The sequence below is a fragment of the Devosia sp. ZW T5_3 genome, assembly GCF_044987315.1.
GTDB lineage: Bacteria > Pseudomonadota > Alphaproteobacteria > Rhizobiales > Devosiaceae > Devosia.
Genome location: NZ_JBJDRE010000014.1, coordinates 95719 through 119588 on the forward strand (window position 1 = coordinate 95719; position 23870 = coordinate 119588).

Here is a 23870-nt window from a genome sequence, read left to right on the forward strand (position 1 = left end):
ACTTTATGACATCACTTAATCTCTGGTATCGGTCCCCCGCGGTGGAGTGGACCGAAGCGCTACCGCTCGGCAATGGACGGCTGGGCGCCATGGTGCATGGCGCCATCGGCCGCGAGGAAATCCAGCTCAACGAATCCACCTTGTGGTCCGGCGGCCCCTACCAGCCGGTCAATCCGGCGGCGCTGCCCAATCTCGCCGCGGTGCGGGAGCTGATCTTTGCCGGCCGCTATGCCGAGGCGCAGGCGCTGGCCAACCAGCATCTGATGGCGCAGCCCTATCTGCAGATGAGCTACCAGCCGGCCGGCAATCTCTTCCTCGAATTCCGCCATGAAGCCGCGCCCGGCAGCTATCGGCGCGAACTCGATCTCGAAACCGCCATCGCCACCACCAGCTATCATCTGGGCGGCACCACCACTCTGGTCAAGCGCGAAAGCTTCATCTCGGCAGCCGATGACGTGCTGGTCCTGCGGGTGGAAACCGCGCGCCCTGGCACACTGGCGTTCGAAGCCTGGCTCGATAGCCCGCAAACCGGCGATTGGCTAACCGGCGACGCCACGCGCCTAGATTATCGCGGCACCAATTTCGGCAAGCATGGCATTGAGGGTCCGCTTCGCTTCGGGATCGGCGTCGATATGCGCCTTGAGGGCGGTACAGCCGAGCGCCGGGGCCGCCGCCTCGTGGTGCGTGACGCCACGGCCGTGGTGTTCATCCTCGACATCGCCACCTCCTTCCGCCGCTTCGATGATGTGTCCGGCGATCCCGAGGCGCTGCTGGCCGCACGGCGGCAAGCGGTTTCCGGCAAGGACTTTGCCACACTCCGCGCCGGCCACATCGCCGCGCATCAGCGCCTGTTTAACCGCCTCGCCATCGACCTGGGCCCCGGCCAGCAGCACCTGCCGACCGACGAACGCATCGCCCGCTTTGCCGACGGCCAGGACCCCGCACTGGCGGCGCTTTATGTGCAATATGGCCGCTATCTGATGCTGTCCTCCAGCCGCCCCGGCACCCAGCCCACCACCTTGCAGGGCATCTGGAACAAGGAGACGCGTCCGCCTTGGGGCAGCAAATACACCACCAATATCAACGCCCAGATGAATTACTGGCTGCCCGATCCGGCGAACCTGGCGGAGTGCTTCGAGCCGCTGCTGGACATGGTGGAAGACCTGACGCTGACGGGCGCCGAAATGGCACGCGCCCATTATGGCGCCCGCGGCTGGGTGCTGCATCACAATACCGATTTGTGGCGCGCCACCGGCCCGGTCGATGGCGCCGAATGGGGCCTGTGGCCCACCGGCGGCGCCTGGTTCTGCGCGCAATTGTGGGACCATGCCAGCTTTGCCGGCCGGCCCGACGCGCTGGTGAAGCGCTTGCTGCCGATACTGGCGGGCGCGGTGCGCTTCTTCCTCGATATTCTGCAGCCGCTGCCGGGCACCGATCTCCTGGTCACCGTGCCCTCGCTCTCGCCGGAGAACCTGCACCCCCATGGCGCGGCCCTTTGCGCCGGCCCGACCATGGACAACCAGATCCTGCGCGATCTATTCGACGCCTACCTCGATGCCAGCGCCCAATTGGGCCTGACCGATCCGATGCAAGAGGAGGCCAGCGCCGCGCGCGATCGGCTGCCGCCGCATCGCATCGGCCGGGCAGGGCAGTTGCAGGAATGGCTGGACGACTGGGACATGGAGGTGCCCGAAATGCACCATCGCCACGTCTCCCACCTCTATGGGCTCTATCCCAGCCAACAGATCGCTATCGATACCAGTCCCGAACTGGCCGCCGCCGCGCAACGATCCCTCGAAATCCGTGGCGACGACGCCACCGGCTGGGGCATTGGCTGGCGCATCAATCTGTGGGCGCGGCTGGGGCAGGGCGACCATGCCCACGACGTGCTGGCGCTGCTGCTCTGCCCGCAGCGCAGCTATCCCAATCTGTTCGATGCCCATCCTCCGTTCCAGATCGACGGCAATTTCGGCGGCGCCGCCGGCATTCTCGAAATGCTGGTGCAATCGCGCGAAGGCGTGCTCGACCTGTTGCCGGCGCTGCCCTCCCATTGGCGCCAGGGCTCAGTCCGGGGCCTGCGCGCCCGCGGTGGCCTGACGCTGGATCTGGAATGGCGCGATGGCCGCCCAACCAGCTTGCGCCTTACTTCAACCCGGCCGCAGACCGTAATCGTGCGCTGGGATGAAAGCTCGCAGGAAGTCACGATGACCGATAGCGGGCAGGCGTCACTATCCTTCTAGCCCGCAACACACATCGAAATTCAGGGCCGCGAGAAGGCCCTGAATGGATTGTGGTGGGTGAGCTGGATGATCGTCTCCTGCGATACGCCACGGCTGATCAGCAGGGGAATGAGTTCGGTGCTGACGACGGTGTAGGGCTTCGGCTCGCCGCCATTGGGCAGCGCGGGGTCGAACCAGCCGCGGTCATGGCTGATCAGCAATTGGTCACCCAGTCCGGCTTCGAGGGCGCGCAGGATCAGGTCGGCGCTTTCGCTGACCGGGACGGCGCCGATATTATCATATTCGATCCAGGCGCCGCGCGCGGCGACCTCGCGATGCAGCGAAAAGTCGGGCTCCGCATGCGTATGAATGGACACGAAACGGCTAGCTGAACCGCCTTCCGCTTCGATGATGTCGACCTGGTCCATCACCACGCGCCCGCGGATGGTGTGGCTGCCGATCAACGCGTCGGTCGTCGTGGCGGCGCGGGTGGCCGCGCGCAATATCCGCTTTTCGAGATCAGTGATGCCGTCGTCGCCCGCGCTCAGCTTGACCCAGCCGGCGAGCACACCGCTTGCTTCGATGCCCTCCTGCAGTTCGGACAGCATCCAGTCATGCAGCGCGGTTTCGCTGGCATCCTGCACCCATGCCGGTACCCAGGGCTCGCGATAGTTGCCAGTGGGAACCACGATCGGAAAATCTGTCGCCTGGCTGACGGCAAGATCGAGATCGGCCCGCCGTCCGACCCCGCCTGTCGAACACTCGACCAGCGCGGTCACGCCCAGCGCCTTTATGGCCTCGATCTGCGGCACCATCAGCGCCAGCACGGCCTCGGCGCTGGCCTGCGCATAGCCGGGCTGATCCGGCGTTCGCAGATCGACGAAAACATGTTCGTGCGGAAGAATCATGCCGAGCTGGTCGGCCCGCATCTTCCCCAACGTCGTGTAGAGATATCGCATCTTGAAACGCCATTCCTGCTGGGCCGGAGCTGTAGTCTCGCAAACCTTCGTCCATGGCGCCACTATTTCAGGCGGCGTGTCGAATCCCGCAAGGTAATGCCGCAATCGATCCGTTGCTCATGTCGTCCCATGGCCGAAGGATCGGCGAGCCGGGCGTCGACAATCCGCGCTATGGCCTCGGCGACCTCGGCTATGGGCTGGGCCACCGCCGTGATTGCCGGTTTGTGCAGGCGCAGGGCCGGCACGTCGTCGAAGCCGACAAGCGACAGATCGCGCGGGATTTCGATCCCCGCTTCATGCAGATAGGCCAGCCCGCCCAGCGTCATGTTGTAATTGGCGCTGAACACGGCGGTTGGCGGATTGGGGAGCGAAAGCAGGTCGCGCATGCGTTCATAGCCGCGGATTTCCCCCCATTGCCCGTCCACCACCAAACTGGGGTCAGGTGTGAGCCCGCGGGCGGCAAAGGCATCGTGATATCCAGCCAGGCGCTCGCGGCCCGCGGAGTCGCGCTGGCTGCCGTGAATAGTGGCAATCCGCTCATGCCCCAGCTCGAGCAGATGATTGACGGCGCGCGCGCTCGCCTTGCGATTGTCCACGAATACCCGGTCCACCGGCAGGCCGGGAATGTCATTGTCGTACAGCACGACAACCAGCCCCTCATCGATGTGCTGCAGCACTTCCTGGCGAACGCTGTCCTCGCCATCCATCACCAGCGCATCCACCCGGTGCGCGGCAAAAAACTCGAGTCCCTCGCGGAGCGTGGCAGGCTGCGTATTGTGGCAGAACGACAGCACGGCCCGCCCCGACAGCCGCATCTGGCGCGACAATTGCTCCAGCATGGCCGCGTGAAACTCACCCAGCGCCGGCACCAGGAAGCCGACGATGCGGCTGGTATTGGTCTTCATGGCCACAGCAGTGGAATTGCGCCGATAGCCCAGCGCGGCAATGGCCCGCTCAATCTGATCGCGATTGCCCGCGCGCACCGGCTGCCCATTGAGATGCCGCGACACGGTCCCGATCGCCACCCCCGCCGCTTCCGCCACATCCACGATGGTGGCCGGCCGCTTGCGGACCTGATGTTGGGCATTGGCGCGACTGGTCATGGCACGTTTGATCCTGCGGGGCACGAGTAACCTTGATAGCCGGTGCCGGCGCCTAAAGCCAATGTCGGGAATGCGCACCCAGTTCGTAACCGTCTCATCTGTGAGACGATCTGTCCAGATTGGCGGTCCTGTCGAATGGATTTTGAGATTGTATCTTTCTCCATGAAGGAGAAACCCCATGACCTCATCCAATGACCTCGAACGCGCCGCACCACTATCTCACCCGCCTGGCTCCGGCCGCGCCCTGCGCCTGCAAGCCTATGGCGGCACCGGGAGCTTGCAAGTCGACATTGTCGCCGCCCCCGAACCGGGGCCCGGCCAGGTGCTGGTCCAGGTCAAGGCCGCCGGCGTAAACGGCATCGACTGGAAAATCCGCGAAGGCTATCTCCGCGACATGTTCAAGCTACCTTTGCCTGCAACCCTTGGCATCGAAATGTCCGGCATCGTGCTGCAGACCGGCGCCAACGTCAAAAGCGTAGCAATTGGCGACCGGGTGATGGCAGCGCTGGGTGGCCTCGGCGCTTACGCCGACCATCTGGTGATCGACGCCGAAAAGCTCGTCAAGACACCGGCGGGCCTGTCAGACATCGACGCCGCGGCAATCCCGGTCGCCGCCATGACAGCCTGGCAGATTCTGCAGGTCCCCGAATTCGACCTGCGCGGCAAACGCGTGCTGATCCACGGCGCGGCCGGTGGAGTCGGCAGCTTCGCCGTCCAGTTCGCTAAGGCGGCTGGCGCGACGGTTTTCGTCACGGCCTCGACCAGCAGTGTGCCCCATGTCCAGGCCCTCGGCGCGGACCAAGTGATCGACTACCGGACGCAGAACTTCGAGCAAGTGGTGAGTGACGTCGATTTCGTCATCGACCTTGTCGGCGGCGAGGTCGTGGACAAGTCCTGGGCAATCCTGTCGGCAAGAGGCCTGCTGGTGAGCACCGCCGCAACCGATCTGGCAGCCCGGACACCCGAGGGCCGCAATGGCATCTGGTTCTCGCTGCGGCCCGATACTGCGCACCTGGCCACGATCGCCCAGCAGGTCGCCGCTGGCACGCTGCGATCGAGCATCGCCGAAGTGGTGGCCTTCGAAGATCTGCCCGCTGCCATAGAGCGCAATCGCACCGGCCACGCGCCCGGCAAGATCGTCGCTGACTTCACCCGCTGACCAGCCACGCCCGGCTTAGACCATGCGCAGCCGCACACCATGCGGCTGCGGTAGCATTCAACTGCGGATAAAGGCCGCCAGCTCTTCGGGAGCGCCCGTCGGAAAAGCCTCTTTCAAATAGTCGATAAAGGCGGCCACCCGCGCGTTCAACAGACGTCGCGACGGGTAGAGCGCCCACAAAACCGTCTCCGGGCCGTCCACATCTGCCCAATGCACCAGGCGGCCATCGGCCAGATCATGGCTGACCAGCGATACCGGCAGCCGTGCGGCGCCTGCGCCCATTACGGCCGCATCACGAACCATGCTGAGCGATGACAGGCTGAGCGCCGGAGTGAATGCGATCCTCGCCGGCCCTGCCTTCGATTTGACGCTCCACCCAGCAAGCTCGCGGTCCGGGCCCCAGACGACAGCGGGGGCAGGGCTGCCGTCGCGCGGCCGCACCACCTTCGGGCTGGCCACGATAACGATCCGGTCATGTAGGAACACCCGCCCGACCAGGCTCAAGTCCGCAGGTGGGTTGACGCGAATGGCCAAGTCATACCCCTCCTCGATCATGTCCACGGCGCGGTTTTCCGCCGTCACATCCAGCCGAACCTCGGGATATCTGAGCGCGAAGCCCGCTGCGAGCTTGCCCATCGCAATTTGCGAAAAGTTCAGCGGCGCACTGATCCGCAGGTTGCCGCGCGGCCGGTCGCCGCCCGAGGCAATCGCTGCGGCCGTCTCGTCAATCTCGGTCAGCAAGGGGCCGGTCCGCTCATGCAGGGCCTTGCCCTCCTCGGTGAGCTTGGGCGCCCGCGAGCCACGCTCGAACAGGCGTAGGCCCAGGCTCGCCTCTAGTTCCGCCACCCGCCGCGACAATGTCGCCTTGGGGCGGCCGGTCGCGCGCGCGGCTTTGCCGAAGCCGCCATGCCGGGCGACCAGGTTGAAGTCAGTGAGTGCAAGCAGGTCCATGTGTTTCACCGATGAGACAGCGTGTCCTTATATCACAGCTAGCGCTGCATTTGTGGACCACTAAATGCTGGTCATCGTTTCCAAACCAGCAGGCGTAATTCCCATGACCATCCTCGTTGCCGGCGCGACCGGAACCGTCGGCCGCAATGTCGTCGATCAACTTATCAAACGCGGCGCCGATATAAGTGCACTCGTCCGCGATCCGTCGAAAGCCAATCTTCCGGCCGGGGTGACCACAATCCAGGGCGACCTGCTCGACGTCGATTCCCTGCGCGCCGCCTTCTCGGGCGTGTCCACACTGTTCCTGCTCAATCCCGTAGCACCCGACGAATTTACCCAGGCGTTGATCGCCCTCAACCTGGCCCGCGAAGCCGGGATCGAGCGGATTGTCTATCTCTCGGTGATCCACAGCGATGTCTATGTGAATGTGCCGCATTTTGCCGGCAAGTTCAGCGTCGAGCGCATGCTCGAGCAGATGGGCTTCAACGCCACCATCCTGCGCCCCGCCTACTTCATCAATAACGATCTTTCAGTGAAGGACGTGGTGCTCGCTCATGGCGTCTATCCGATGCCGATCGGCGACAAAGGCCTCGCCATGGTGGATGCGCGCGATCTCGGCGAAGTCGCCGCCATCGAACTGCTACGCCGCGAGCGGTCCAGCACCCCGCTTCCCCTCGAGCGGATCAACGTGGTTGGTCCCGATATCCTGACCGGCGCCGATGTGGCCGCCATCTGGTCCACCGCGCTCGGGCGCACCATCCATTTCGGTGGCAACGACACCGCAGCGTTCGAACAAAACCTCCGCAATTTCGCTCCCACCTGGATGGCGCTGGATATGCGGCTGATGGCCGAACGCTTTCTGGTGGACGGCATGCTGCCAAGTGCAGGCGATGTCGAACGCCTCACCGGCATGCTCGGCCGTCCATTGCGCTCCTATCGCGACTTCGCCTCCGAGATCGCTGCATCGGCATAGGCCGCCGGCCCCGGGCGCTCCGATCGATCGAATGGAGCGCCCGGTTCGACCCGGCGTCAGACTTGCGCCAGGCCGCCATCGACGGCGACCTCGCTGCCGGTCATGAAGCTGCTGTCCGGCGATGCGAGAAAGGCAGCCACCGCCCCGGCCTCCGACGGATCGGCCATGCGCTGGAGCGGATTCATCGCGGCGAAGGCCTTCATGCCCTCCTCGCCCAGCGCTTCCCTTGCGAGTTCGGTCGCAATCGAGCCGGGCGTCAGCACGTTTACCCTTATGCCGGTGCCTTTCAGGTCCTCCGCCCAGCTCCGCGCCAGATTACGCACTGCCGCCTTGCTTGCCCCATAAGCGCCAAATGCCGGGGCGCCCGTCGTGCCGGCGCTCGATCCGGTCAGGATGATCGAGCCGCCCCGGCCCATCAGGGGCAGCGCCTGCTGGACCGTGAAGATGGTACCCTTCACATTGGTGCCGAAGATGTCGTCGATATGCTCGGCCGTGATCTTGCCGAGCGCCAGCTGGCTTCCGGCCCCGGCATTGGCGAAGACGATGTCGAGGCTTCCGCGCTCGGCCTTCACCGCCGCGTAGAGCCGGTCCAGGTCGGCCAGATCGGCGACCGAGCCCTGCACCGCCCGGGCATTGGGGCCCAGATCGGCCACGGCAGCGTCAAGCGCGTCCTGCCGGCGGCCGAAGATGAAGACGAAGGCGCCTTCCTCGATAAAGCGCTTTGCCGCGGCCCGGCCGATGCCGGTAGCGCCGCCGGTGATCACGGCGGTCTTTCCATTCAGTCTGTTCATGTCATGCTGCTTTCGTTGGAATTGGTTGTTCTCACCGCTGCTCGGGCTTGGCGAGATCCTGGAAGATGAGCGGTCCCCAATTCGTGCCCTTGGCCTGCACCAGCAGTCCGCCTTCGGCCAATCCGCCCAGTTCCACGGGCGCGAAACCGAGCCGCTCCGCCAGGTGCCGAACGCGCTCGCTGGCCGGCGGATGATCGCTCGACAGAAACACCACCCGTCGACCGCCTGGCACTGCCGGGTCCTGCGCCAGCACCGAAGCCACCAGGTGGTTGAACCCCTTGACCAGCTGCGCGCCGGCAAAGGCATTGGCCACCACGGCCGAGGACGGCAGCCCGCCCAACTCACTGGGGTCAACGCCATGAGCATTGCTGACGTCGATCAGCGTCTTGCCGGTCCAGTCCGTGAGGATTTGCGCCACCTCGCGATGCGCCCAGAACGGGATGGCCAGCAAGATCGTGTCGGCCGTGACCGCGTCGTTCAGTGAAACCGGCGTCACCTGCGTCCCCAGCGACCGGGTCAGTTCGGCCAATTGCGCCGGCGGCGTCCTGCTCGCTAGACTCACCGCGATATCCTTGCGCGCAAACGCCTTGGCGAGCGCCTGGCCGATACGTCCGGCCCCGATAATGGCAAAGCTCATGTCTTGCTCCTGCTTGTTGATGGACAGGACCTCTCGTCGCGTCCGGCTCTGAGCTAGGTGCGATCACGCCCGGGCTTCAGTGGGAAACCCCACACAGCGGTGGTGCAAAAACGCACCACATCCATCCCGGCTCTCATGATATTCTGAGCCATTGGCAGAGGAACCGAATGTGATCGATTGGGACGATGTGCGCTTTTTTCTCGCGGTCGCGCGAAGCGGATCGGTGCGATCCGCAGCCGAGCGGCTCAAGGTCAATCACACCACGGTGCTGCGCCGCATTTCGCAGCTCGAGGGACGATTGGGCGCACGGCTGTTCGAGAAAAAGCCGGCCGGCTACCAACTGACCGGCTCGGGCCATGACGTCCTGGCCCTGGCCGAGGAGATGGAATTGTCCTCGAGTCGGCTCGAGGGCCTGGTCTGGGGGCGGGACGAAGGTATTGGCGGCCCACTGGTCGTCGCAATGGCGCAGACCATAGCCACGCACCTGCTAATGCCCGACTTTGCCGAATTCTGCCGGCGCCATCCCGAGGTGGAACTGACCATCCTGTCCTCGGAAGCCAAGGTGAACCTCACCAATCGCGAAGCAGACGTGGCGCTTCGCGTCGTGCTCGACCGCGAAGCGCTGCCGCTCAACCTGCATGGCCTGCAAGGTCCGGAACTGCGCATCGGCGCCTATCTGTCCAGCTCATTGCTCGAACAATGGTCCGCAGGCGCGCTGCCATATGCGCGCTGGGTATCCAAAGGGACCGATCGGGCTCCTGATTGGGCGCTCTGCGGCGAAATCCCGATCGAGGGCCTGTTCTGCGCGCCCGAAACCAGTACTCACCTAGCCGCCCTTCGCCAGGGACTGGGCATCGGTCTGCTGCCCCGTTTCGTGGGAGACGCCGAGCCGGACCTGGTGCGTGCGCCCGCCACCCTCAACGGCGCGCACGGCGCCTTGTGGATTCTCTCCCAAGGCGAAACCCGGCGCACCAAACGAGTACGCCTCTTCATCGACTTCATCTCCCAACGCCTAGCCGAATACGCACCCCGCCTGCTGGGACCGGATCCCGAAATCGCGCCGAAGTCCGAGCTTAAGAAGAAGTGATGGACCACCAAAATGGATCAGGGCACGTTCTAAGGCTCAAGGGGCTACGGCAACATTGCGATGTGAGTTACTTACGGTTGAATTAGTGTATTTTTCAACTTTTTAGCAGTAACTGGGCCCGGCCTCACAGGCCTGGGGCGGGGTCTAAAAATCTGGAAGGCCCTCGCTGTCCGGACCCACGAGGGCGCCCGTAGGTTTTTTCTCTGGTGGAAGTTGGCAGGTGCGAACCACTTCTGCGAAGCATTCTAAATCGCTGATTTTGTTGGTTTTCATGGTTTGCAGTTCGCGGTGGTTCGCACCAAAGGCCTGCGCTTAGGTCCGCAATGCGAACCAAGTGCGCACCAGGTCACTTCTGGAGATTGAAGACCAGTACGCCGTGAGCGGCCGCGGCCTGGCCAAGTGTGTGGTCGTTCGTTACCAGCGCCATCTTGCCTCTAACGCATGCCTCAGCAATCACAGCATCCACGCGATTGTTGCGATGAGGCTTTAGCCTGTCCATTTCTTCCAAGATGCTTTGATACAAATTACCCGGTTCTGCCCAAACAGATTCGTCAAAAGGTGTCACATCCCAAACCGCGATTGGCGGCGCCTTAACAGGGAGGTGCTCGTCAAAAACCGACTCGATCTTCGATCGGATTTCTGGATTTTTCGTCGCCTGAATTTCCTGCCACTGCAGATAAATAGCGACACAGCGCCAATCTTCTGGGACGCTGGTGGAATCGATCTTCCCGCTGGCCAAATTGCTGAAAACATTTGTGTCAAACATCACGTTCATGATCGCGCTCAAGCTGTTGGAAAAAAGTATGACAGCACTTCGCAGGAAAACACGACTGCGGCGCAGAAAGTGCCGGCTGCGGTCCATCGCCCAGATCTAGCCAGATCGCTGTCGTGGCGATCCATGTCGGGATGAATCTTTACGAAGGTGGCGACGAGAAACAGAATGGTCGCCAATCCAGCGAATACGAGCCTCACAATTTCGATCATGCCAACTCTCCATGTTGCATCCATGTCGCATGGACGCGCGGAGGCTGTCGAGAAAGGCCTGGAAATGCTGGGGATTGCGGCGCAACACGAAACGCGACATGGCGGCGAAAGGGCGCAGTGGGTTAAGCGCAAGTCGCTGATTGTATTAGGGAGTTTTGGCTGGGGAACCTGGATTCGAACCAAGATTGACGGAGTCAGAGTCCGCTGTTCTACCGTTGAACTATTCCCCAGCATGAGCCGGAAGGCCGGTAAGCGCGGGCGGTGGGCGAACCATCTCGTCGGCGCGGGGTCTGCATAGACAATGGTGGCAAAGATTGCAAGCGCCTGTGATGCGCCTTTGCCCTGCTATCGTTTGGATTGCGCTTCCGCCCCCCTTGCTCTACCGTCTTTTTCGACACGCAATGACAGTGCGTCGGGCGCGATCGGCCAGTCCGGTTCCCGCGACCGCGCACGCTAGGAGACCATAGTGACCGATTCTGATCGGTCCGTTGCCGCGGTTTCGTCGCTGGACGAAGAGGTGGCAGTCCGAGCCCCATCTGGCCTTGCGCAGATGGGAAGGGCAGGGGAGGCGGCGCCTCCAGGGCCCGGAGCGGACCAGCGGACAAAGCCCGCCCCAAATCCGTCCCGCAAACACCGCGGCCCCATTTATGCCGCGCTTGATCTGGGCACCAATAATTGCCGCCTGCTGATCGCCCGCCCGCATGACCACGGTTTTCGCGTGCTCGATGGCTTTACCCGCATCGTGCGGCTGGGCGAGGGCGTTTCGGTCACCGGGCGCCTCTCGGATGCGGCCATGGAGCGCACCATGGAAGCGCTGCGCCAGTGCCGCAATAAGCTGCGCGAGCATCAGCCCGCCCGCATGCGCCTGATTGCCACCGAAGCCTGCCGCGCCGCCGAAAATGGCCCGGCATTCCTCGCTCGCGTCAAGCAGGAGCTGGGGCTAGACCTCGAGATCGTCGATCGGCGCACCGAGGCCGAATTGGCCGTGACCGGCTGCGCCGACCTGATCGAGGGCACGGCGCAGGGCGCCTTGATGTTCGACATTGGCGGCGGTTCGTCCGAACTCGCCTGGCTCGATTTCCGTGGTGGCCGTCCCAAATCGCAGGGCCGCATGTCGGCTTCGATTCGCTCCTGGCAATCGCTGCCGGTGGGCGTGGTCTCCATCGCCGAAAAGTTCGGCGGCATCGATGTGACGCCGCAGGTTTTCGAGGCCATGGTCAGCCATGTCTCCGAGCATTTGCGCCAGTTCCGCGGCCGCGAAAAGCTGCGCCACATGATCGGCACCCATCCGGTGCATCTGATCGGCACGTCCGGCACGGTGACGACGCTGGCCGGCCTGCATCTGGGCCTTGAGCGCTATGAGCGGCAAAAGGTCGACGGATTGTGGATGAAGCGCGGCGAGGTCGACGAGACCATGAAAGTGCTGCTCGGCATGCCGTTCGAGCGGCGTGTCGCCCATCCCTGCATCGGCAAGGACCGGGCCGATCTGGTGCTGCCCGGCTGCGCCATTTTCGAGGCGATCCGCCGCGAATGGCCCACCGAACGCGTGCGCGTCGCCGATCGCGGCCTGCGCGAGGGCATTCTGATCTCGCTGATGGACGCCGATCGTACGCGCAATCGCGCATCCCGCTACCCGTCGCGAAGGACAAGCAATGGTTGATAAAGCTCTCGGCACGGGCGGCCGCAAGTCCGACAAAGACCTCAAGATCCGGGTGAAATCGGGCAAGGGGCGCACCGTCTCGTCCACCAAATGGCTGCAACGCCAGCTCAACGATCCCTATGTGGCGCGGGCTCGCGCCGAGGGCTATCGCTCGCGCGCCGCCTTCAAGATCAAGGAGATGGACGAAAAGTATAAGTTCTTCCGCAAGGGCATGCATATCGTCGATCTGGGCGCGGCGCCTGGCGGCTGGTCGCAGGTGGCGGCCAAGGCCACCGGCTCCACCGACGCCAACCCACTGGTCGTGGGCATCGATTATCTCGAAATGGACCCAATTCCCGGCGTCATCCTGCTCAAGAAGGATTTCACCGAGGAAGACGCGCCCGCCATGCTGATCGAGGCCATGGGCGGCCACAAGGCCGATGTGGTCATGTCCGACATGGCCTGGCCGACCACCGGCCATCGCGGCACCGACCATATCCGCATCATCCATCTGATCGAGATCGCGGCGGCCTTTGCGCTCGACGTGCTGGCGCCCAATGGCGTGTTCATCGCCAAGGTGTTCCAGGGCGGCACCGAGCATGAGCTGCTGCACATGCTCAAGCGCCACTTCAAAACCACCATGCATGCCAAGCCGCCGTCCAGCCGTTCGGATTCAGCCGAGGCCTATCTGATCGCCAGGGGTTTCAAGGGCAGTAACGACACCGTGCCGGGCGAAGAGGAATACGACCGCTAGGCGCCGCGACAGGTGAGGGCAGCGCACTCCCCTCTCTCAACGGGTATGCGGCATCTTGGTGAGCTGATACCCCGCATTGGCCGGCAGCCGGGCGAACATGATCGTCGAGATCAGGCAGATCGCCGCCAGTACGAAGAAGGCCAGATGGAAATCGGCCAATACCAGTTCGCCACCGCGCATGGCATTGCTCATTTCCAGCATGCCCCCGCCCAGCGCCACGCCAAGGGCGATGGACAGCTGGGTCGAGACCTGGCTGATCACATTGGCCTGGCCGGCATCCTTGTCCTCGATATCGGCGAAGACAAAGGCATTGCTGCCGGTCCAGAAGATCGATTGCCAGAACCCGACAAATACCAGAATGCCGATGATCAGCGGCACGACGGTCTCGGGCGTGTAGAGCCCCATCGCCAATAGGCCCAGCGCCGCAATGCCGGTGGAGACCACCAGCGAGGTGCGGAAGCCGAAGCGGATGAAAATGCCGTTCGCCATGAATTTGGCGACGATGGCGCCAATGGCGCTGGCAAAGGTGATCATGCCGGATTCGAACGGGGTATAGCCAAAGCTGAGCTGCAGCATCAGCGGGAAGAGGAATGGCGTCGCGCCTTGCCCCAGCCGGAAGAAGGTGCCCGCCACCACCGCGCTGCGGAAGAACGGGAACCGCAGCAGGCGCAGATCGAAGAGCGGATTATCGGTCGACAATGCGTGGCGGGCATAGAGATAGCCCAGCCCGATGCCCAAAGCCGTCGCCAGCACACCGACAAGCGGCGGCAGGGCAGGCAGGCTGATCACCGAGGTGCCAAAGGCGAACAGCGCAAAGGCGGGACCAGCCAGGGCAAAGCCCTTGAAGTCGATCTGCCGCGGCGCATTACGCATGGTTTCGGGCAGAAAACGGCTGACCAGGGCAATGCCCAAAATCCCGATGGGCACATTGATCAGGAAGATCCAGTGCCAGCTGAGATAGGTGGTGAGAAACCCGCCGAAGGGCGGTCCCACGATAGGGCCGACCAGCCCGGGAATGGTCAGCCAGGCCATGGCATTGACCAGATCGTGCCGTGGCGTCGAGCGCACCAGCACCAGTCGTGCCACGGGCGTCATCAGTGCGCCGCCCATGCCCTGCAGGAAGCGCGCGCCGACGAATGCCGTCAGCGAATTGGCAAAAGCGCAGGAAATCGAGCCCAGCACGAATACCAGCATGGCGACGCGGAACACATTGCGCGCACCAAACCGGTCGGCCATCCAGCTCGAGATCGGGATGAAAATGGCCAGCGCCACCAAATACGCCGTCAGCGCCAGCTTGAGCGAAATCGGATCGGTGCCGATATCGGCCGCGATGGCCGCCAGCGAGGTGGCGATGACCGTGGAGTCCATGTTTTCCATGAACAAGGCGGTGGCAAGAATAAGCGGTGTGATGCGCGACAATTGCTGAACACCGGACGAAAAGCCCGGCTACTCCTTGCTGGCGGCAATAGCCCCATGGCCTGAAACATTGCTGCCCGCATCGGCCGGCAGCCTGAAATAAACAATGCTGGCAAGCGCGCTGAGCACGCCCACCACGACAAAAGCGAGCTGAAAGTCCACCAGGGACAGCGTATTGCCATGCAGCCGTGTGCTCAGTTCCAGCAGCCCGCCCGCCACCGCCACGCCAAAGGCAACGCTGAGTTGCTGGGCCACCGCCACGATGGCCGTGGCCTGGCTGGCTTCGTCATCGCTGACATCGGCATAACCCAGGGCGTTGCTGCCGGTGAAAAACACCGACCGCAACACGCCGCCCAGCAGCAATACGCCCATCATCACCGGCACCCAGGTATCGGGCGTGAACAGCCCCTGCGCCGCAATCAGCAGGCCGCCCAGCAACGACGCCCAGCCCAAGGCGCGGGGAAAGCCGAACCGTCGATAAACCCGCTCGGCAATGAACTTGCTGGCAATGGCCCCGATGGCCGAAACGAAGGTGATAGCGCCCGATTGGAACGGATTGAGCCCAAAGCCCAGCTGCAACATCAGCGGCAGCAGGAACGGCACGGCGCCCACCCCGATGCGGAACATCGACCCGGCAGTGATCGAACTGCGGAACAGCTTGTGCCGCAGCAAAGCCGGATCGAGCAGCGGAAACTCGGTGCGCCTGGCATGCAGCAGATAGAGAATGCCCGAGGTCACGCCGACGGCCAGTGTCAGATAGCCGTAGATCAACGGCAGCGCCGGCAGGCTGACCACCGACAGGCCAAATACCGTCCCAGCAAAGGCAATGCTGGCGAGAACAAAGCCCACGAAATCGATCGGCCGCGGAATGCGCCCATCAGGCACTTTGAGGAAAATCCCCGCCAGGATGATGCCGGCAATGCCGATCGGGATATTGACCCAGAAAATCCAGTGCCAGCTGAGATAGGTGGTCAAAAATCCCCCGATCAGCGGCCCGGTCACCGGCCCCAGCAGCGCCGGCACGGTGAGCCAGGCCATGGCATTGACCAGCTCATTGCGCGGCGTCGAGCGCACCAGCAACAGCCGCCCCACCGGCGTCATCATCGATGAGCCAATGCCCTGGAAGAACCGCGAGATCACGAAGGTCTCAAGCGAATAGGAAAACGAGCAGGCGAGCGACCCCAGCATGAACACGAAGATCGCAAGCCGGAAGATATTCTTGGCGCCGAATCGGTCGGCCATCCACCCGCTGATCGGAATGAAGATGGCGAGCGCCACGAAATAGGAGGTCAGCGCCAGCTTCAGCGAAATCGGTTCGGTACCGATATCGGCGGCAATCGCGGGCAGCGATGTGGCGATGACGGTCGAGTCCATCTGTTCCATGAACAGGGCGACCGCCAGAATGAGCGGGGTAACGCGGATCGGAGACATTGCACCGGGGGAATCTTGTATGGCTGTGAACCAGCCGCCCCGACTATGAACGCCTCGGCGCCCCCTGCAAAGCCCAGCCGCGCATTTTTGTCGCACTGAGAGGGGATTGGCCCGCCAATGGCATTCGAGCCATGCGCACGCTGGCGGTCGCACCCCCTATGCAAGTCCGGCGCCCGGTGCTATTGACCCTCGCCAACCTGAACCCGGCGCCTGTCTCTCGCCCGGTTCACACTCCTTCATCTCTGTGCTCCACAGAAGTCCGGAAAGGTCTGGCCTTGGCGAAGATTATTACCACCATCACCGGCGATGCTGCGCTGACCTTTGACGACGTGCTGCTCCAGCCCGCCCGCTCGGATGTTCTGCCCACCGAAACCGACATTTCGACCTATGTCACCAAGGACATAGCGCTCAATCTGCCGATCATTTCCTCGGCCATGGATACGGTCACCGAAAGCGCCATGGCCATCGCCATGGCCCAGGCCGGTGGCCTCGGGGTCATTCACAAGAACCTCACTGCCGAGCAGCAGGCCGAGCAGGTCCGCCAGGTCAAGAGCTTCGAATCCGGCATGGTGGTCAATCCCATCACCATTGGCCCCGATGCCACCCTCGCCGATGCCCTCTCGCTGATGCAGTCCAACCGCATTTCGGGCATTCCAGTCGTCGAAAACGGCGGCAAGGGCGGTCGCGCCATTGGCAAGCTGGTGGGCATTCTCACCAATCGCGACGTGCGCTTTGCCTCCAATCCGGCCCAGCGCATTGCCGAGCTGATGACGCATGAAAACCTCGTCACCGTCCGCGATGGCGTCTCCAAGGACGAGGCCAAGGTGCTGCTGCACAAGCACCGTATCGAAAAGCTGCTGGTGATCGATGCCGATGGCCGCTGCACGGGCCTGATCACCGTCAAGGACATCGAAAAGGCCCAGCTCAATCCCAACGCCGTCAAGGATGCCCAAGGCCGCCTCCGGGTCGCCGCCGCCTCCACCGTGGGCGATCAGGGCTTTGAGCGCTCGCTCCAGCTGATCGATGCGGGCGTCGACCTGCTCGTCATCGACACCGCCCATGGCCATTCCGTCCGCGTCGCCGAGGCCGTCGAGCGCGTCAAGCGCGAGAGTAATTCCACCCGCATCGTCGCCGGCAATGTCGCCACTGCCGAAGCCGTCAAGGCGCTGATCGATGCTGGCGCCGACTCGGTCAAGGTCGGCATCGGCCCCGGCTCGATCTGCACCACCCGCATCGTCGCGGGCGTCGGTGTGCCCCAGCTGGCCGCCGTCATGGCCTGCGCCGAAGAAGGCGCCAAGCAGGGCATTCCGGTCATCGCCGATGGCGGAATCAAATTCTCCGGTGACATGGCTAAGGCCTTGGCCGGCGGCGCTTCTTGCGTCATGATCGGCTCGCTCCTGGCCGGCACCGATGAGAGCCCCGGTGAGGTCTATCTCTACCAGGGCCGCTCCTACAAATCCTATCGCGGCATGGGCTCTGTCGGCGCCATGGGCTCCGGCTCGGCCGACCGCTACTTCCAGCAAGACGTGCGCGACCAGATGAAACTGGTACCGGAAGGCATTGAAGGCCAGGTGCCCTATAAGGGCGCTGCCGGCGCCGTGCTGCATCAGCTCGCCGGCGGCCTCCGCGCCTCCATGGGTTATACCGGCGCCCACAATCTGCAGGAGTTCCGCGACAACTCCGTCTTCGTAAAAATCTCCGGCGCCGCCCTCAGCGAAAGCCACGTCCACGACGTGACCATCACCCGCGAAGCCCCGAACTACCGCAGCGGCCGGTAACATGGCCTTCGGCTACCTCCCCGCATTGGAAGGTAGCCGCTAAGCGCCGATTGTCACCATGCCCTGCTCGTCAATGGTCCAGTCCGGGTTCCACGCCACTTCCCAGGCATGATCGTCCGGATCGGCCACATAGCCGCGAAATCCGCCATGTGGCGGCGCGTCAGCAGCCCTAAGCAAGGTTCCGCCCGCCGCGAGCAGGCTTTGCATGACGTCGTCGACTTCTTCTTGGCTCCGCACATTATGCGCCAGAGAAAAAGCGCCGGGGGAACGCAGACCAGTACGGTTCATATCCTTTTCCAGCGCCGCCTTGCTGAACGTGCCGAGCACGAACCCGTTCATCTGGTAGAAGATGATCTCGTCATTCTCGAAGGCCGGCTTCCAGCCGAAGCCGTCCACATAAAAGCGCCGGGAACGCGCAAGATCGGCAATGCCGAGCGTGATGATAGCGATTTGTTGCTGCATTGATCCGCTCCATGGGTGTCACGATCAACGCAGCAACAGCCGGAGAGTTCGCGGATCATCGGAACCGCAGCGGGCGATAGGGCCGGCCTCCCTGCCGGGCCTGATCCGGACCCTCAGTCGTCACCCTCCCCCTTGTGGGGAGGGAAGCGAGATAGGACTTAGCGTGAGCTAAGTCCGTTGAATCGAGCAGGGTGGGGGTATCTCTCCGCGAGTCCAATGTGTGTGGCCACCCCCACCCTTGATCCCTCCCCACAAGGGGGAGGGAGACGACTGAGAGTTCTCGGACTGACCCCGATCTATCCATCTTATCCCCGCCCCCAATTCCCTCCTGCATACTCCGTCCATCCCCGCCAGTTACGCGGCCCCGACGCAGGGCCGGGTGGGGAGACCGTGGGATGGGGGCGCCTGTCCAGTGGGGTTGGAAACTCGGCAGCCGGACCTGCAAGAATGGTACCGCCTGAACCGGACCCTGCAGAAAAAGCGGATCGTGACGGGCGGCCATTGGCCCACTCTATCTGTTTCGGAAGGTCCAATGGCCGCCCGTTACCGTATAACCGCGACGCCACACCAGGCCGGGCGGCGCTTTTGCATGCCGCCGAAAACTTACTCCGCTACAAGTCGTTACTGCAGGACGCGGACTCTGAATCGGAACTTCAACATGCCCCTCACCACCAAGCTCCTGATCCTCGCAATGGCCGCGCAGGTCCTGCTCACCATCATCCTGCTCATCCTCATGGGCCGCGAACGCGTGCCCCGCGTCATGTCGGGCGAGATCGCCATCGAGGACATCGCTGTCGAGCGCACGGCCTATCCGCTCAAGGCGCGCCTGCTGTCGAACTGTTTCGACAATCAGTTCCAGCTCCCGGTCCTGTTCTATGTCGCCGCACTGCTCACGCTCTGGGTCGGTACAGTGAGTTGGCTCGAACTGGCGCTGGCCTGGGCCTTCGTCGTACTGCGCTACGCCCACGCCGCCATCCACGTCACCACCAATCGCGTCGAACACCGCTTCGCCACCTATACCGCCGGCCTTGCAGTTCTATGCGCGCTGTGGCTATGGCTGGTCCTTCGCCTAGTTGTCCTAAGCCCAGGTATCTAGAGACCGCTTGAGAATTCGCTCTGGTGGGATAGATGGAGTGGGTTTTCGAGAACCGGAGCGGAACGTACTAAAGTACGTGAGCACCGGAAGCGCAGGAAATGCGCTCCAGATGCCCACCAGAGTAGAATTCTCAGAGGTCTCTTCATGCGCCTGCCAGGCCGCCTTTCCGCTGCGATTGATGTTCTAACGGATGTGGAGACGCGCAAGCGGCCCGTCTCCGAGGCGCTCAAGGCCTGGGGTCTCAACAACCGCTTTGCCGGGGCCGGCGACCGCGCCGCCATCGGCAATCTCGTCTATGACGCCTTGCGCCGCCGCGCCTCGCATACCGCGTTGATGGGCAGCGATAGCCCGCGCGCTTTGGTCCTCGCCGTCGCCATCCGCGACTGGAACGAAGACCCGGCCGCCCTCAGCGACAGCTTTGCCGCCGATAGCCACGCGCCTGAGCCGCTCACCGCGGACGAGCTGGCCCGCGCCGTTGGCCAACTCCCTGACGATACCGCCCCCCATATCCTGGCCGACGTCCCCGAATGGCTCGCGCCCTCCATCGAGCGCGCCTTTGGCGACAATTGGATCGCCGAAGGGCAGGACATGGCCGGCCGCCCCTCGCTTGACCTGCGCACCAATACGCTCAAGGCCAGCCGCGACCGCGTCGTAAAATCTCTCGACCGCTTCCATCCGCGTCTAACCGCCATTTCGCCTGTCGGCGTCACCATGCCGGCCGGAGCCGGCGATGCGCGCACGCCCAATGTCACCACCGACGAAGGCTATCTCAAAGGCTGGTTCGAAGTGCAGGACCAGGGCAGCCAGATCGTGGCGGCCCTCGCCAATGCCCAGCCCGGCGAACAGGTGCTTGATCTGTGCGCCGGGGCAGGGGGCAAGACCCTGGCTCTGGCTGCCGCCATGGGCAATAAGGGCCAGATCTTCGCCTATGATAGCGACCGCAACCGCCTCGCGCCGATCTATGATCGCCTCAAGCGCAATGGCGCCCGCAATGTGCAGGTCCGCGCCCCTCATCCCGGTGCGCTCGACGATCTCGCCGGCAAAATGGATCGCGTCGTCATCGACGCCCCCTGCACCGGCACAGGCACCTGGCGCCGCCGCCCCGATACCAAGTGGAAGCTGACCCCCGAACTGCTGGCGCAACGCACTGCCGAACAGGCCGCAATCCTGATCGAAGGCGCCCGCTACCTCAAGCCCGGCGGCACGCTGGTCTATATTACCTGCTCCATCCTGCCCGAAGAAAATGACGACCAGATCGTCGCCTTCCTCAATGCCCATCCGGACTTCGCCTCGCTGCCGCCATCCGAGCTGTGGCAAGCCGCCTTCGGCGCCGCAATCCATCCGGATGTCGAAACCGCCCAGTCCGGCATCGCACTCACCCCGCGCCTCACCGGCACAGATGGATTCTATTTCAACGCCTTGCGCCGCGGGGCTTGATTCAAAACATCAGGACGGCGTCTCGGCCAATTCGCGTTTCTGGATCGGCACGGGTCGGCGCTCCAGCCCCCGCGCCCAGCGCACCACAGGTTGCTCCAGCAACCGGAAACTGACCGTCGCCACCAAAAAGCTGATGACGATTGCGGCGCCGCTAGATGCCAGCCAGATCGTCCAGCCATTCTCGCCACTGGTCTCGAAAGCCGGCGGCACCAGCCGCTCCAGCAGCCCGATCACCAGGAAATGCCAGATATAAACGCCGAACGACACTTCGGCGATATAGCGCGCCACTGGATTATCCAGCACCCGCCCCGCCAAAGCGGATGAGGGCAGGGCCACCAGCCCCACGGCAATCGCCAGCGGCATAAAGGGGAACCCATAGGGCACGTCCAGCCAGCCAAAGCCCTCATTGAGCCCGCCAATGTGGGCCACCATCACCCAGCCCGCCGCCACCACGCTGGCCAACCCGACCAGATCGAACAGATACGAACGCATCCCGGCCAGCTTCACCTGCACCCCGGCCGCCAGCGCTCCCAGCGCAAAAATGGCGAAGAACCCGATAGGATTGAACCGCGGCATCCACGCCTTGGCCCCACCAACCAGCCCATATCTCCAGCCGCGCTCCACCTCGTCGATCGGCGCCCATTGCACCACCATCCAGTGCAGCGCCAGCACCACGCCGATGACCCCGACCCAGGCAAACCGCGCCGGCCAGCCCTTCAGCCCCGCGGCAAACAGCACAGCCAGGAAAAACGGCAGCAGCAGATACGAAGTCACCTCAAACCCGATCGACCACAGCGGCCCGTTATTGTTGACCGGAAACAGCGTCACCCAATGCCAGTCGCTGACAAGGAAGAACCCCGCGACAAATCGCACGATCTCCTCGCGCCCCAGATCATAGCCATAGATCGTCAGGCCCAGCACGAAGCTGACAATCAGCGCCAGCCAGAACCCCGGCAAAATGCGCGCCGCCCGCCGCAGCGCATAAATCCCCAGCGAGGGCATCGGCTCCCCCGCGTCCAGCGCCTGCCAGAATGGCCGCGCCAGGAGGAACCCGCTCAGCACGAAAAACACCGCCACGCCGAAGCTGCCCATCACGGCAAAATCCACCACGCCCTGGAGGGGCCCCGGCACATTATTGCCATCCATGCGGAACGCCAGGTGATGCAACAGCACCATCAGGCACGCGGCGGCGCGCAGAAAATCGGCGCCAAGCAATCGCTGTTGCGTCAAAAGACTCGTCCTCCGTGGGTCCTGCCCAACGCCTGCCCGATCAATTCGTTGCGATTATGACTATGCCCGCAAACCAGTCCTGCAAACTTGCACCCTTGCGGAATCTCTGGCGTGGCGATATGGCCTCGCCATGAAAACCCCAGACACTGCCGCCCCCGACGCAATCCTTATCGTGGACTTCGGTTCGCAGGTCACTCAGCTGATCGCGCGCCGCGTTCGCGAGACAGGGGTTTATTGCGAAATCCACCCGTTTCAGAGCGCCAGCGCCGCAATGGCCGCGCTCAAGCCCAAGGGTGTTGTACTATCGGGTGGCCCGGCCTCTACGCTGGATGAAAACGCCCCCACCATCGATCAGTCGATCCTCGATGCCGGCGTGCCGATCCTGGGCATCTGCTACGGCCAGCAGGCATTGTGCATGGCCCTGGGCGGCAAGGTCGAAGCCGGCCATCACCGCGAATTCGGCCGCGCCGAGGTCAAGGTGCAAAAGCCCTCCGCGCTTTATGACGGCGTCTGGGACCTGGGCAGTGAACACCAGGTCTGGATGAGCCACGGCGACCGCGTCGTTGCGCTCCCCGAAGGTTTTGAAGTCGTCGGCACCTCGGCCAACGCGCCCTTCGCCATGATCGCCAATGAGGCCCGCCGCATCTGGGCCGTGCAATTCCACCCCGAAGTGGTGCACACCCCCGATGGCGCCAAGCTCTACGCCAATTTCGTCCACAATATCTGCGGCATCGAGTCCAACTGGACCATGTCGGCCTACCGCCACAAGATGATCGAAAAGATCCGCGACCAGGTCGGCACCGGCCGCGTCATCTGCGGCCTCTCCGGTGGCGTCGATTCTTCCGTGGCTGCCGTGCTGATCCACGAAGCCATTGGCGACCAGCTCACCTGTATCTATGTCGACCACGGCCTGATGCGCCTGAACGAGAGCGAACAGGTCGTCACCATGTTCCGCGACCAGTACAATATCCCGCTGGTCCACGTGGATGCCTCCGAAGTGTTCCTGCGCGAACTGGACGGCCAATCCGATCCCGAAACCAAACGCAAGATCATCGGGCGTCTGTTCATCGAAACCTTCGAAGCCGAAGCCAAAAAGCTCGGCGGCGCCAATTTCCTCGCCCAGGGCACGCTCTATCCCGACGTTATCGAATCCGTCTCCTTCACCGGCGGCCCCTCGGTCACCATCAAGAGCCACCACAATGTCGGTGGCCTGCCCGAGCGCATGAACATGCAGCTGGTCGAGCCGCTACGCGAATTGTTCAAGGACGAAGTGCGCGTCCTCGGCCGCGAACTGGGCCTGCCCGAAAGCTTTATCGGTCGCCACCCGTTCCCCGGCCCGGGCCTCGCCATCCGTTGCCCCGGCGGTATCACGCCCGAAAAGCTCGATATCCTGCGCCAGGCCGACGCCATCTATCTCGATGAAATCCGCAAGTCCGGCCAATACGACAAGATTTGGCAGGCCTTCGCCGTGCTGCTCCCGGTCCAGACCGTCGGCGTCATGGGCGATGGCCGCACCTACGAATTCGTCTGCGCCCTGCGCGCCGTGACCTCGGTCGATGGCATGACCGCCGATTTCTACCAGTTCGACATGAACTTCCTCGGCAAAACTGCCACTCGCATCATCAACGAAGTCCGCGGCATCAACCGTGTCGTCTACGACGTCACCAGCAAGCCGCCGGGCACGATCGAGTGGGAATGATCCGATAGGCGGCTAGCCGCCTATCCCCAACACTCCATATTTGTGATGGACCACACCGTTGACCC

21 protein-coding genes and 1 tRNA gene are annotated in these 23870 nt (G+C 63.4%); 10 read left to right on the plus strand and 12 right to left on the minus strand.

The annotated features are described in order from the left end of the window. Positions 1-5: 5 nt before the first annotated feature. Positions 6-2240, plus strand: coding sequence for a glycosyl hydrolase family 95 catalytic domain-containing protein (locus ACI3KW_RS17345; RefSeq protein ID WP_404849138.1), 2235 nt, complete (start codon positions 6-8; stop codon positions 2238-2240). Positions 2241-2260: 20 nt separating this feature from the next. On the opposite strand, the gene ACI3KW_RS17350 is transcribed toward ACI3KW_RS17345, so the two are convergent. Both ACI3KW_RS17350 and ACI3KW_RS17355 read right to left on the minus strand, forming a co-directional pair. Beyond that, positions 2261-3178, minus strand: coding sequence for a phosphotriesterase (locus tag ACI3KW_RS17350; RefSeq protein WP_404849139.1), 918 nt, complete (start codon positions 3176-3178; stop codon positions 2261-2263). A 62-nt stretch (positions 3179-3240) separates the two neighbouring features. Continuing rightward, on the minus strand, positions 3241-4281 hold the full coding sequence (locus ACI3KW_RS17355) for a LacI family DNA-binding transcriptional regulator (protein ID WP_113123237.1): 1041 nt from the start codon (positions 4279-4281) through the stop codon (positions 3241-3243). A 178-nt stretch (positions 4282-4459) separates the two neighbouring features. Between ACI3KW_RS17355 and ACI3KW_RS17360 the strand changes: the two genes are divergently transcribed. After that, positions 4460-5440, plus strand: coding sequence for an NADP-dependent oxidoreductase (locus tag ACI3KW_RS17360; RefSeq protein WP_404849140.1), 981 nt, complete (start codon positions 4460-4462; stop codon positions 5438-5440). 57 nt (positions 5441-5497) lie between these two features. Here the strand turns inward: ACI3KW_RS17360 and ACI3KW_RS17365 are convergent, their stop codons facing one another. Next, on the minus strand, positions 5498-6391 hold the full coding sequence (locus tag ACI3KW_RS17365; RefSeq protein WP_404849141.1) for a LysR family transcriptional regulator: 894 nt from the start codon (positions 6389-6391) through the stop codon (positions 5498-5500). A gap of 103 nt (positions 6392-6494) precedes the next feature. Between ACI3KW_RS17365 and ACI3KW_RS17370 the strand changes: the two genes are divergently transcribed. Further along, complete coding sequence (locus ACI3KW_RS17370; RefSeq protein ID WP_404849142.1) at positions 6495-7364, plus strand: SDR family oxidoreductase; 870 nt, start codon at positions 6495-6497, stop codon at positions 7362-7364. Between the two features lie 56 nt (positions 7365-7420). Here ACI3KW_RS17370 and ACI3KW_RS17375 read toward each other — a convergent pair whose 3' ends face one another. Then, positions 7421-8155, minus strand: coding sequence for an SDR family NAD(P)-dependent oxidoreductase (locus ACI3KW_RS17375; RefSeq protein WP_404849143.1), 735 nt, complete (start codon positions 8153-8155; stop codon positions 7421-7423). A gap of 31 nt (positions 8156-8186) precedes the next feature. Next, on the minus strand, positions 8187-8792 hold the full coding sequence (locus tag ACI3KW_RS17380) for an NADPH-dependent F420 reductase (protein ID WP_404849144.1): 606 nt from the start codon (positions 8790-8792) through the stop codon (positions 8187-8189). A gap of 169 nt (positions 8793-8961) precedes the next feature. Here ACI3KW_RS17380 and ACI3KW_RS17385 point away from each other — a divergent pair, with 169 nt between their 5' ends. Then, the gene (locus ACI3KW_RS17385; protein ID WP_404849145.1) at positions 8962-9879 is read left to right on the plus strand and encodes a LysR family transcriptional regulator; all 918 of its coding nucleotides are present in this window, start codon (positions 8962-8964) and stop codon (positions 9877-9879) included. Between the two features lie 346 nt (positions 9880-10225). Here ACI3KW_RS17385 and ACI3KW_RS17390 read toward each other — a convergent pair whose 3' ends face one another. The 3 genes from ACI3KW_RS17390 to ACI3KW_RS17400 form a co-directional block, all read right to left on the minus strand. Continuing rightward, positions 10226-10654 (minus strand): hypothetical protein, encoded by a 429-nt coding sequence (locus ACI3KW_RS17390; protein WP_404849146.1) that lies wholly within the window; start codon positions 10652-10654, stop codon positions 10226-10228. An 8-nt stretch (positions 10655-10662) separates the two neighbouring features. Beyond that, entirely contained in the window at positions 10663-10863 is a 201-nt protein-coding gene (locus ACI3KW_RS17395; RefSeq protein ID WP_404849147.1) for a hypothetical protein, read from the minus strand. A gap of 156 nt (positions 10864-11019) precedes the next feature. Continuing rightward, positions 11020-11093, minus strand: a tRNA-Gln gene (locus ACI3KW_RS17400). Between the two features lie 236 nt (positions 11094-11329). Between ACI3KW_RS17400 and ACI3KW_RS17405 the strand changes: the two genes are divergently transcribed. Continuing rightward, positions 11330-12523 (plus strand): Ppx/GppA phosphatase family protein, encoded by a 1194-nt coding sequence (locus ACI3KW_RS17405; protein WP_404849148.1) that lies wholly within the window; start codon positions 11330-11332, stop codon positions 12521-12523. Further along, positions 12516-13256, plus strand: a complete 741-nt coding sequence (locus tag ACI3KW_RS17410; RefSeq protein WP_404849149.1) for an RlmE family RNA methyltransferase — start codon at positions 12516-12518, stop codon at positions 13254-13256. The genes ACI3KW_RS17405 and ACI3KW_RS17410 overlap by 8 nt, the downstream gene beginning before the upstream one ends. 36 nt (positions 13257-13292) lie before the next feature. Here the strand turns inward: ACI3KW_RS17410 and ACI3KW_RS17415 are convergent, their stop codons facing one another. Next, positions 13293-14675 carry an MFS transporter gene (locus tag ACI3KW_RS17415; RefSeq protein ID WP_404849150.1) on the minus strand — a complete coding sequence of 461 codons (1383 nt, stop codon included), beginning with the start codon at positions 14673-14675 and terminating at the stop codon, positions 13293-13295. Between the two features lie 27 nt (positions 14676-14702). Then, on the minus strand, positions 14703-16103 hold the full coding sequence (locus ACI3KW_RS17420) for an MFS transporter (RefSeq protein WP_404849151.1): 1401 nt from the start codon (positions 16101-16103) through the stop codon (positions 14703-14705). A 275-nt stretch (positions 16104-16378) separates the two neighbouring features. Between ACI3KW_RS17420 and guaB the strand changes: the two genes are divergently transcribed. Beyond that, positions 16379-17881, plus strand: coding sequence for an IMP dehydrogenase (gene guaB / locus ACI3KW_RS17425; RefSeq protein WP_404849152.1), 1503 nt, complete (start codon positions 16379-16381; stop codon positions 17879-17881). Between the two features lie 39 nt (positions 17882-17920). Here the strand turns inward: guaB and ACI3KW_RS17430 are convergent, their stop codons facing one another. Further along, positions 17921-18343: a VOC family protein gene (locus ACI3KW_RS17430; RefSeq protein WP_404849153.1), complete on the minus strand. Its 423-nt coding sequence runs from the start codon at positions 18341-18343 to the stop codon at positions 17921-17923. Positions 18344-19001: 658 nt separating this feature from the next. Between ACI3KW_RS17430 and ACI3KW_RS17435 the strand changes: the two genes are divergently transcribed. Both ACI3KW_RS17435 and ACI3KW_RS17440 read left to right on the plus strand, forming a co-directional pair. Further along, positions 19002-19439, plus strand: coding sequence for an MAPEG family protein (locus ACI3KW_RS17435; RefSeq protein ID WP_404849154.1), 438 nt, complete (start codon positions 19002-19004; stop codon positions 19437-19439). A gap of 144 nt (positions 19440-19583) precedes the next feature. Next, a complete protein-coding gene (locus ACI3KW_RS17440; protein ID WP_404849155.1) occupies positions 19584-20876 on the plus strand; it encodes an RsmB/NOP family class I SAM-dependent RNA methyltransferase in 1293 nt (430 codons plus the stop codon). A gap of 9 nt (positions 20877-20885) precedes the next feature. Here the strand turns inward: ACI3KW_RS17440 and ACI3KW_RS17445 are convergent, their stop codons facing one another. Continuing rightward, positions 20886-22106: an acyltransferase family protein gene (locus ACI3KW_RS17445; protein ID WP_404849156.1), complete on the minus strand. Its 1221-nt coding sequence runs from the start codon at positions 22104-22106 to the stop codon at positions 20886-20888. A 130-nt stretch (positions 22107-22236) separates the two neighbouring features. Between ACI3KW_RS17445 and guaA the strand changes: the two genes are divergently transcribed. Further along, positions 22237-23805 (plus strand): glutamine-hydrolyzing GMP synthase, encoded by a 1569-nt coding sequence (guaA, locus tag ACI3KW_RS17450; protein WP_404849157.1) that lies wholly within the window; start codon positions 22237-22239, stop codon positions 23803-23805. Positions 23806-23870: the final 65 nt, after the last annotated feature.

Excerpts from the sequence above, each read along its gene's own strand:
- ACI3KW_RS17345 (WP_404849138.1), top strand. The coding sequence starts at position 6 with ATGACATCACTTAATCTCTGGTATCGGTCCCCCGCGGTGGAGTGGACC.
- ACI3KW_RS17350 (WP_404849139.1), bottom strand. The coding sequence starts at position 3,178 with ATGCGATATCTCTACACGACGTTGGGGAAGATGCGGGCCGACCAGCTC.
- ACI3KW_RS17355 (WP_113123237.1), bottom strand. The coding sequence starts at position 4,281 with ATGACCAGTCGCGCCAATGCCCAACATCAGGTCCGCAAGCGGCCGGCC.
- ACI3KW_RS17360 (WP_404849140.1), top strand. The coding sequence starts at position 4,460 with ATGACCTCATCCAATGACCTCGAACGCGCCGCACCACTATCTCACCCG.
- ACI3KW_RS17365 (WP_404849141.1), bottom strand. The coding sequence starts at position 6,391 with ATGGACCTGCTTGCACTCACTGACTTCAACCTGGTCGCCCGGCATGGC.
- ACI3KW_RS17370 (WP_404849142.1), top strand. The coding sequence starts at position 6,495 with ATGACCATCCTCGTTGCCGGCGCGACCGGAACCGTCGGCCGCAATGTC.
- ACI3KW_RS17375 (WP_404849143.1), bottom strand. The coding sequence starts at position 8,155 with ATGAACAGACTGAATGGAAAGACCGCCGTGATCACCGGCGGCGCTACC.
- ACI3KW_RS17380 (WP_404849144.1), bottom strand. The coding sequence starts at position 8,792 with ATGAGCTTTGCCATTATCGGGGCCGGACGTATCGGCCAGGCGCTCGCC.
- ACI3KW_RS17390 (WP_404849146.1), bottom strand. The coding sequence starts at position 10,654 with ATGAACGTGATGTTTGACACAAATGTTTTCAGCAATTTGGCCAGCGGG.
- ACI3KW_RS17395 (WP_404849147.1), bottom strand. The coding sequence starts at position 10,863 with ATGATCGAAATTGTGAGGCTCGTATTCGCTGGATTGGCGACCATTCTG.
- ACI3KW_RS17410 (WP_404849149.1), top strand. The coding sequence starts at position 12,516 with ATGGTTGATAAAGCTCTCGGCACGGGCGGCCGCAAGTCCGACAAAGAC.
- ACI3KW_RS17420 (WP_404849151.1), bottom strand. The coding sequence starts at position 16,103 with ATGTCTCCGATCCGCGTTACCCCGCTCATTCTGGCGGTCGCCCTGTTC.
- ACI3KW_RS17430 (WP_404849153.1), bottom strand. The coding sequence starts at position 18,343 with ATGCAGCAACAAATCGCTATCATCACGCTCGGCATTGCCGATCTTGCG.
- ACI3KW_RS17435 (WP_404849154.1), top strand. The coding sequence starts at position 19,002 with ATGCCCCTCACCACCAAGCTCCTGATCCTCGCAATGGCCGCGCAGGTC.
- ACI3KW_RS17440 (WP_404849155.1), top strand. The coding sequence starts at position 19,584 with ATGCGCCTGCCAGGCCGCCTTTCCGCTGCGATTGATGTTCTAACGGAT.
- guaA (WP_404849157.1), top strand. The coding sequence starts at position 22,237 with ATGAAAACCCCAGACACTGCCGCCCCCGACGCAATCCTTATCGTGGAC.